Source organism: Halomonas sp. 3D7M, from assembly GCF_014897885.1.
In the GTDB taxonomy this organism is placed as follows: domain Bacteria; phylum Pseudomonadota; class Gammaproteobacteria; order Pseudomonadales; family Halomonadaceae; genus Vreelandella.
Map to the genome: position 1 here is coordinate 7,960 of NZ_JABUZF010000168.1, position 6,284 is coordinate 14,243.

General features: G+C 53.2%; 4 protein-coding genes and 1 pseudogene. 4 read left to right on the forward strand and 1 reads right to left on the reverse strand.

All coding sequences use genetic code 11. From position 1 onward, the window contains the following. Window positions 1-1,515 (forward strand): efflux RND transporter permease subunit (locus tag INT22_RS20510; protein ID WP_226912528.1); only part of this gene is annotated, 1,515 nt, incomplete at its 5' end. 77 nt (window positions 1,516-1,592) lie between these two features. On the opposite strand, the pseudogene INT22_RS08350 reads toward INT22_RS20510, so the two are convergent. Continuing rightward, window positions 1,593-3,551 (reverse strand): annotated as a pseudogene (locus INT22_RS08350) (ligand-gated channel protein). Window positions 3,552-3,742: 191 nt separating this feature from the next. Between INT22_RS08350 and INT22_RS08355 the strand changes: the two are divergent. The 3 genes from INT22_RS08355 to INT22_RS20515 form a co-directional block, all read left to right on the forward strand. Then, entirely contained in the window at window positions 3,743-4,666 is a 924-nt protein-coding gene (locus tag INT22_RS08355; protein ID WP_193068049.1) for a LysR family transcriptional regulator, read from the forward strand. A 69-nt stretch (window positions 4,667-4,735) separates the two neighbouring features. Next, window positions 4,736-5,611 (forward strand): AEC family transporter, encoded by an 876-nt coding sequence (locus INT22_RS08360; RefSeq protein ID WP_193068050.1) that lies wholly within the window; start codon window positions 4,736-4,738, stop codon window positions 5,609-5,611. 114 nt (window positions 5,612-5,725) lie between these two features. Next, the coding region (locus tag INT22_RS20515; protein WP_226912529.1) for a PQQ-dependent sugar dehydrogenase at window positions 5,726-6,284 on the forward strand (559 nt) is incomplete at its 3' end.

Genomic DNA, 6,284 nt, shown 5'->3' on the forward strand with positions numbered 1-6,284 from the left:
GCCGAGTACTTACCCGAAGGCGAGGAACCTAAAACCTTTGCGGTGATGAGCCCACCGCCTGGCTATAGCCTGCAGGAGATGGCGGGAATCGCCGCGCAAGTAGAGGATTACTTTTTACCCCATGTAGACGCTGACCCAGCGGCTTTTTTAGCGGGCGACACTGAGGTGCCGCCGCTGGCTTATATGAACATGCGAGTCGCCCCTACGCGGCTGTTTATCGTCGCGGAAGCAGCTGACCCTGGTGATATCGAAGCGTTAATGGACGCACTTACCAGCTACTACGAGCGCTTTCCAGGAATGCGCGCATTTGCCTCGAAAGGCTCGATCATCTCCAGTAATGATGGCGGCACGCGGAGTATCAACCTGGATATCGCCGGCCCGGATTTGGCGACCGTTTATGAAGCCGCCAATAACCTCTACCGAGAAGCCCGTAATGAGTTTGGCAATCCGCGCATTCAGAGCCAGCCCTCTTCGCTGTCGTTGGATCAGCCGCTGATTCAAATTCGCCCAGATTGGGCGCAGGCGTCAGCACTTGGTTTAGCGGCAGGAGATGTCGGCTTTTCAGTCGCCGCACTCACCGAAGGTGCCTATGTGGATGACTTCTTTCTCGATGACGAGAAGATCGATATTTATCTTTATGGCCCCCAGCTGTCGCTACCTCTGGACCAGCTACCCAACCTTCTGTTGCATACCCCCAGCGGCGCGACGCTACCGCTCTCTGCAGTCGCCAGCATTGATGAAACTATGGACACCAGTGTTATTCGTCGGGTCGATAGCAGCCGGACGGTAACCCTCAATGTCATTCCGCCACCCAGCATTGCCCTGGAAGCAGGAGTTGAACAGGCAGAGAGGATGCTGGAGCGGCTTCGCCATGAAGGGGTACTACCATCGGCGGTGGATATTTCGATTTCGGGAGCGAGTGATCAGTTAAATGCCACGCGGGAAGCATTAATGAGCAACTTCTTGATTGCCATTGTGATTGTCTATTTGCTACTGGTAGCGATTTTTTCTCACTGGGGGTACCCGCTGCTGATCCTTACCTCAATTCCGTTGGGCGTGGTGGGTGGCATTATGGGTCTGGCAGCCATGAATACAGTGGGCAGCCTACTGCCACTCATTGGCATCGCTCCACTCACTCAGCCCTTCGATATGATTACTATGCTGGGCTTTTTGATATTAATGGGAACCGTGGTGAATAACCCCATCCTGGTTGTCGACCAGGCACGGCGGCGACTACACGATAAGCAACTATCTGTTCAGGAAGCAGTGTCTCAGGCGGTACAAACCCGCCTGCGCCCAATTGCGATTACCACGCTGACAACTCTGTGCGGGCTTTCACCGCTGGTATTTTTACCCGGCGAAGGCACCGAGCTTTACCGTGGTGTAGGGGCGATTGTCTTATTTGGCTTGCTGGGAGCTTCCATCGTGACGGTGACGTTCCTGCCAGCATTGATGATAAGCGTACTGCAGCTTAGCAAACGCAATACGCAGCCTGCCCAAGCCCAACATCCGTAAATAAATACGTGGTTCACTCAAAAACGCGGCCACCTAATAAGGTGGCCGCAATGTTTAATAGCATGGCTAAACAGGTACTAGAACGCGACATTCAGCCCCAACCAAACACGGCGACCGTCGTCCACGTAGCCGTACTCTTCGTAAGTAATGCGCTCATCAAATAGGTTGTAGATACCCGCGTTCACCGTGGTGCTATCGTTAAGCTTGTAGCCCATTCCTGCATCAACAAAGGTGTAGGAAGGTGCCACCACTGAGCTACTTGATGGGCCGGTAGTGGGCTGGCTCTCCTCTCCACGGTAGCTCACTTTTGTCCATTGGTTGAGTCGCGAGTTGACCTGCCAGTCAAGCGTAGCCGAGACCTGATGGCGCGGTAGCTGCGTCAAAGGCTCACCAGCATATTGGCCACTTTTTTGTTCGGAGTCAGTGAAGGTATAGCTAGCCGTTAACGAGACTGCATCTGTCAACGGCGCTGCCAGACTGGCCTCCACCCCTTGCGTAATCGCCTCATCCACGTTGACGCGATAAGTGGGGTCACTGCCAAAATCATTACGGCCATCGGTACAGATATCCACAGGGCAAGCAATGCGCGTAATTTTATCGTCAAAGTCGTTGTGGAACAGCGTCAAACTGCCGCTTAGACCTACCTCATTGGCATAGAGCAGTGCAATCTCTTTGTTAAGCGACGTTTCGGGTTTAAGGTCCGGGTTACCGTAAATATTGCCACCGCGGCTGACCTGCCCCCAATCGGGAGTGATTTCGCGTAGGCTTGGCGAGCGATAACCGGTTGAAACGCCCCCTTTAAGCGTCCAGTCAGGTGTCACATTCCAAACGCTGTACAGGCGCGGGCTGACGTGGCTGCCGAAGTTATCGTCGTCATCGACGCGTAAACCACCGGTCAACGCCCAGGTGTCGGTCAACATCCACTCATCTTCTACAAATAGCGCCCGCTGGCTATTTTCGATTTCGGTCCGATCAGATATTCGGTTGGTGGTGGTATCGTTCAGCGATTCCTCTTCGTAGCTCGCGCCAACAGTCACTAGGTGCATGCCTAGTGGGATCACCGCGCTGGTTTTAGCGGTAGTATTGGTAATTTCGATATCGCGGGATTTGTTGTCGCTACGCTCACGCTGTACAAAGGTCTCGCTGGTGCCCCAGTCAAAGCGGCCACTGTGGGTAACGGCAACGTGAGTATTGGTGTATTCGCCGATACTGTCGGCGCAACCACCTCAGCAACCCTCAGCAGCGCCAGAACGCCCCATCCGCGAGTGGCGATCCTGTTCGGTAATACCGGCTTCGGCGGTGAAGTCATGATTATCGTTCGCCGCGAAGTTCAGCCGCGCGGTTAGACTTTGCAGACTTTTCTCTTCGTAGCCGTTCAAAATATCATCTTCATCCTGCTCAGACGCACGCCCATAAAGTTGTAGACCTAACCGGTCACCCACTAACGGACCGCTTAGGTAGAAATTCGCTTGGCGGCTGTCCCCAGAATTGCTGTTCTCTTGTAGCACCGTGTCAAGCTGCACATTGCCGTGCCATTCATCAGCCACCTTGCGGGTAATTACGTTGATCACCCCACCGATAGCGTCTGAACCGTAAAGTGTCGACATTGGCCCACGCACCACCTCTATGCGCTCAATCGCTTGTAGTGGCGGAAGCCAGTCCTGTTCGAACCCAGCGCTACCATTCGGGCGTGATTCCCGAGAATTTTGCGGACGTCCATCCACCAAAATTAAGGTGTACTGGGAGGGCATGCCACGAAGTGAAATATCATTGCCACGGTCACCTGCGCCGCCACCGGTAACAACCACACCCGGCACATCACGCAGCGCGTCGGTGATATTTTGATAGTGTCCACGCTCAAGCTCTTCCCGAGAAATAACACTAATAGAAGCAGGCGCACTGGTAATTTGCTGTTCAAACCCCGATGCGGTAACCACAACATCATCTAGCCGAGGTGTTTCTTGTGCCAACACGGCGCTACTGGCCAATGAAGAGATGGCACCGGCCAATAGCGTGCGACGCAAACGAGAAGACATAGCAGGGTTCCTTTAATGTGAAAGAGCACTCGCAATCAAATACGAATCATTAATATTCGCATTTTTGCATAATTCTTACACAAAGAGGTCGCACAGTGCGTTCAGCCATTCGGAACACAAATGCCAATTATTTTCATTAACATCATTAAATGGCACAATAGCGTTTCAATTGTTGCCCAGTGGCCCCGACCATGTACGATTTTGATGAACTCGCCGCCTTTGCCGATGTGATGACTACCGGTAGCCTAACGCGCAGCGCACAAAAGCTAGGACTTGCTAAATCGACACTGAGTCGCCGCATTAGTCAGTTAGAAGCAAGATTGGGTCAGCCACTGCTCAGGCGGCAAGCCAACCGGCTGATTCCTACGGAAGCGGGTCTGCTATTTCATAACTACTGCACAGAACTGCTAGCGATGGCGGCACATAGCCAAGAAGCGCTGGCAGAACTGCGTGAGGAAATCAGCGGAAAAGTAACACTGGAAGTTCACGGGGCATTAGCACGAGGCTGGATGGCAGGCGTCGTTGATGCATTTTTAACCCGCTATCCTAAGGTGGAATTAACCCTCCACACGCGAGAATCTCCGCCCACTAAAATGCACAGTAACAGTGTGCACATCTGGCTAGGGGCAACGCACGAATGCGGTCTCAATCAGGAGCGCTTAGGGCACTTGACTCGCGGCCTTTATGCCAACCCCAGCTATCTTGCCAACGCTGGTTACCCTCAGCATCCAAGCGAGCTAGAATCACACGCGTGGATTGATTTACTCGATAGTGCTTCTAGCGGCCTGCTGTTCCACCATGCTCATCACGACGACTTTCTGTTTAATGCCCCCCGCTCGCGGCTGCGCGTCGATCTAACCGTGCTTCAAATTGATGCCATTGCTTATGGTCAAGGCATCGGACTGTTGCCCCACTGGGTGGTTGAAAAACGCGAGAAGCATCATCCCGGTGATTTAGTCAGCTGCTTGCACGGCTGGGAACCCGCCCCGCTGCCAATCACCATGCTGTACGCTTATGGCCACCATTCGCGCCGAGTTAACGCACTGCTCGAGTTTTTACGCGAGCAAGTTCCTGCTGCCTGGCAATCCAATCACTCCACCACTAGCGCTGAATAACCAATTCACCTTGCCAGTTAGCGGCCTAATTAACGACAATGAGTCGCTAATCATCGTCAAGGAATGGTAATGCTCGCCGAACTTTTTGCTGTGATGGCGCCGGTACTCGCCGGTGCTGGGCTGGGATATCTGTGGGTACGCTTAGGGCATCCCTACCCCGTCGATTTCATTACTCGTTTGGTGTTTAACATCGGTACACCCGCGCTGGTGCTTGCCTCACTTTCTGGGGCTAATATTGATGCCAATAGCTTTGGACAGATGATGCTTGCCACGACGCTGGTGATTCTCACCATGGGCGCAGCGAGCTTTGTGGTCGCCAAACTGTTGCGCCGCAGTTGGCGCGTATTGCTCGCCCCGATGATGTATCCCAACACCGGCAATATGGGACTCCCTGTTGTTCTGTATGCCTTTGGCAGCGCAGGGTTTGCCTATGGTATTACGGTGATGGTGACGGTCTCGCTCTTTCAGTTCACCTTAGGGGCTGTTCTCAACAGCAACGGAAGCCCGACTAAAACGCTGCTTAAAACGCCCACCGTCTATGCCATTTTAATTTCGATGGCATTGCTGTTAACCGACACATCACTGCCCCCTTGGTTAGCCAATACGGTCGACTTGATGTCTGGTTTCACCGTACCACTTATGTTGATCACGCTCGGTGTTTCCCTAGCCAGCATCCAGGTAAAAAGCCTGCGTTCCGGCATCGGTTTTAGCCTAGTACGTATCCCTCTTGCTGCTGGGGCAGCGTGGCTAATTGCGGGTTGGGTTGGCCTGCCCCCTCTGGCACAAAGCATTCTGGTGCTGCAAATGTGCATGCCTGTGGCAGTGTTCAACTACTTGTTCGCCCAGCGTGCCCAGCGCGAACCGGCCTATGTCGCCAGCCTCGTTTTTTGCTCTACACTGCTTGCCCTGGTGTATTTACCGATACTGCTGGCATTTCTGATGTAGCGTTTTTGATATAGCCCGCCGGATATATGGCAACACAGGGAACCCCGCTCGCTTTAAGTAGTCACTGCTAGGCATGGAACATGATCATCGAAGGCCCCGACGACAGGAGTGAGCATGATGTGCCAACCTCAATCACAAGCACGCCAAGCAGTGTTAACGACGCCTTCTCATCGTTGGTTTCTAACAGCTCTTGGCGGGTTAATGTTGGCGGGCACTGTTAGCAATGCTCAAGCAGAAATGGTTCACGACGCGATCGAAACCGATCAAATGACCTTGTCACTTGAACGTGTGGCGAGTGGGTTGAACAGCCCCTGGGCAGTGGCTTTTTTGCCTGACGGGCGTTTTTTAGTCAGCGAACGCCGTGGTCAACTCACCCTGGTAGATCAGGCAGGTAACCCGCAAACGCTCGAAGGAATGCCCACGGTCAGTCACCAGGGGCAAGGTGGGCTTCTCGATATCACCTTGCACCCTTCCTTTGGTGACGGTGAACATGACTGGATTTATTTCACCTGGAGCAAACCCGACGGCAATAACAGTCGCTCAGCACTATCACGGGTTAAGTGGCAAGGGAATTCACTCGGTGAGATCGAGCACCTTTTTGAACAAGATAACCCATTCAAAAAGGGCAAGGATGCATCCGAAAGATACATTCTCGATAAATCAAGACAGTCCA

Bases quoted from the DNA above. Each gene is read 5' to 3' on its own strand.
- INT22_RS08355 (WP_193068049.1), top strand. From the start codon at position 3,743: ATGTACGATTTTGATGAACTCGCCGCCTTTGCCGATGTGATGACTACC.
- INT22_RS08360 (WP_193068050.1), top strand. From the start codon at position 4,736: ATGCTCGCCGAACTTTTTGCTGTGATGGCGCCGGTACTCGCCGGTGCT.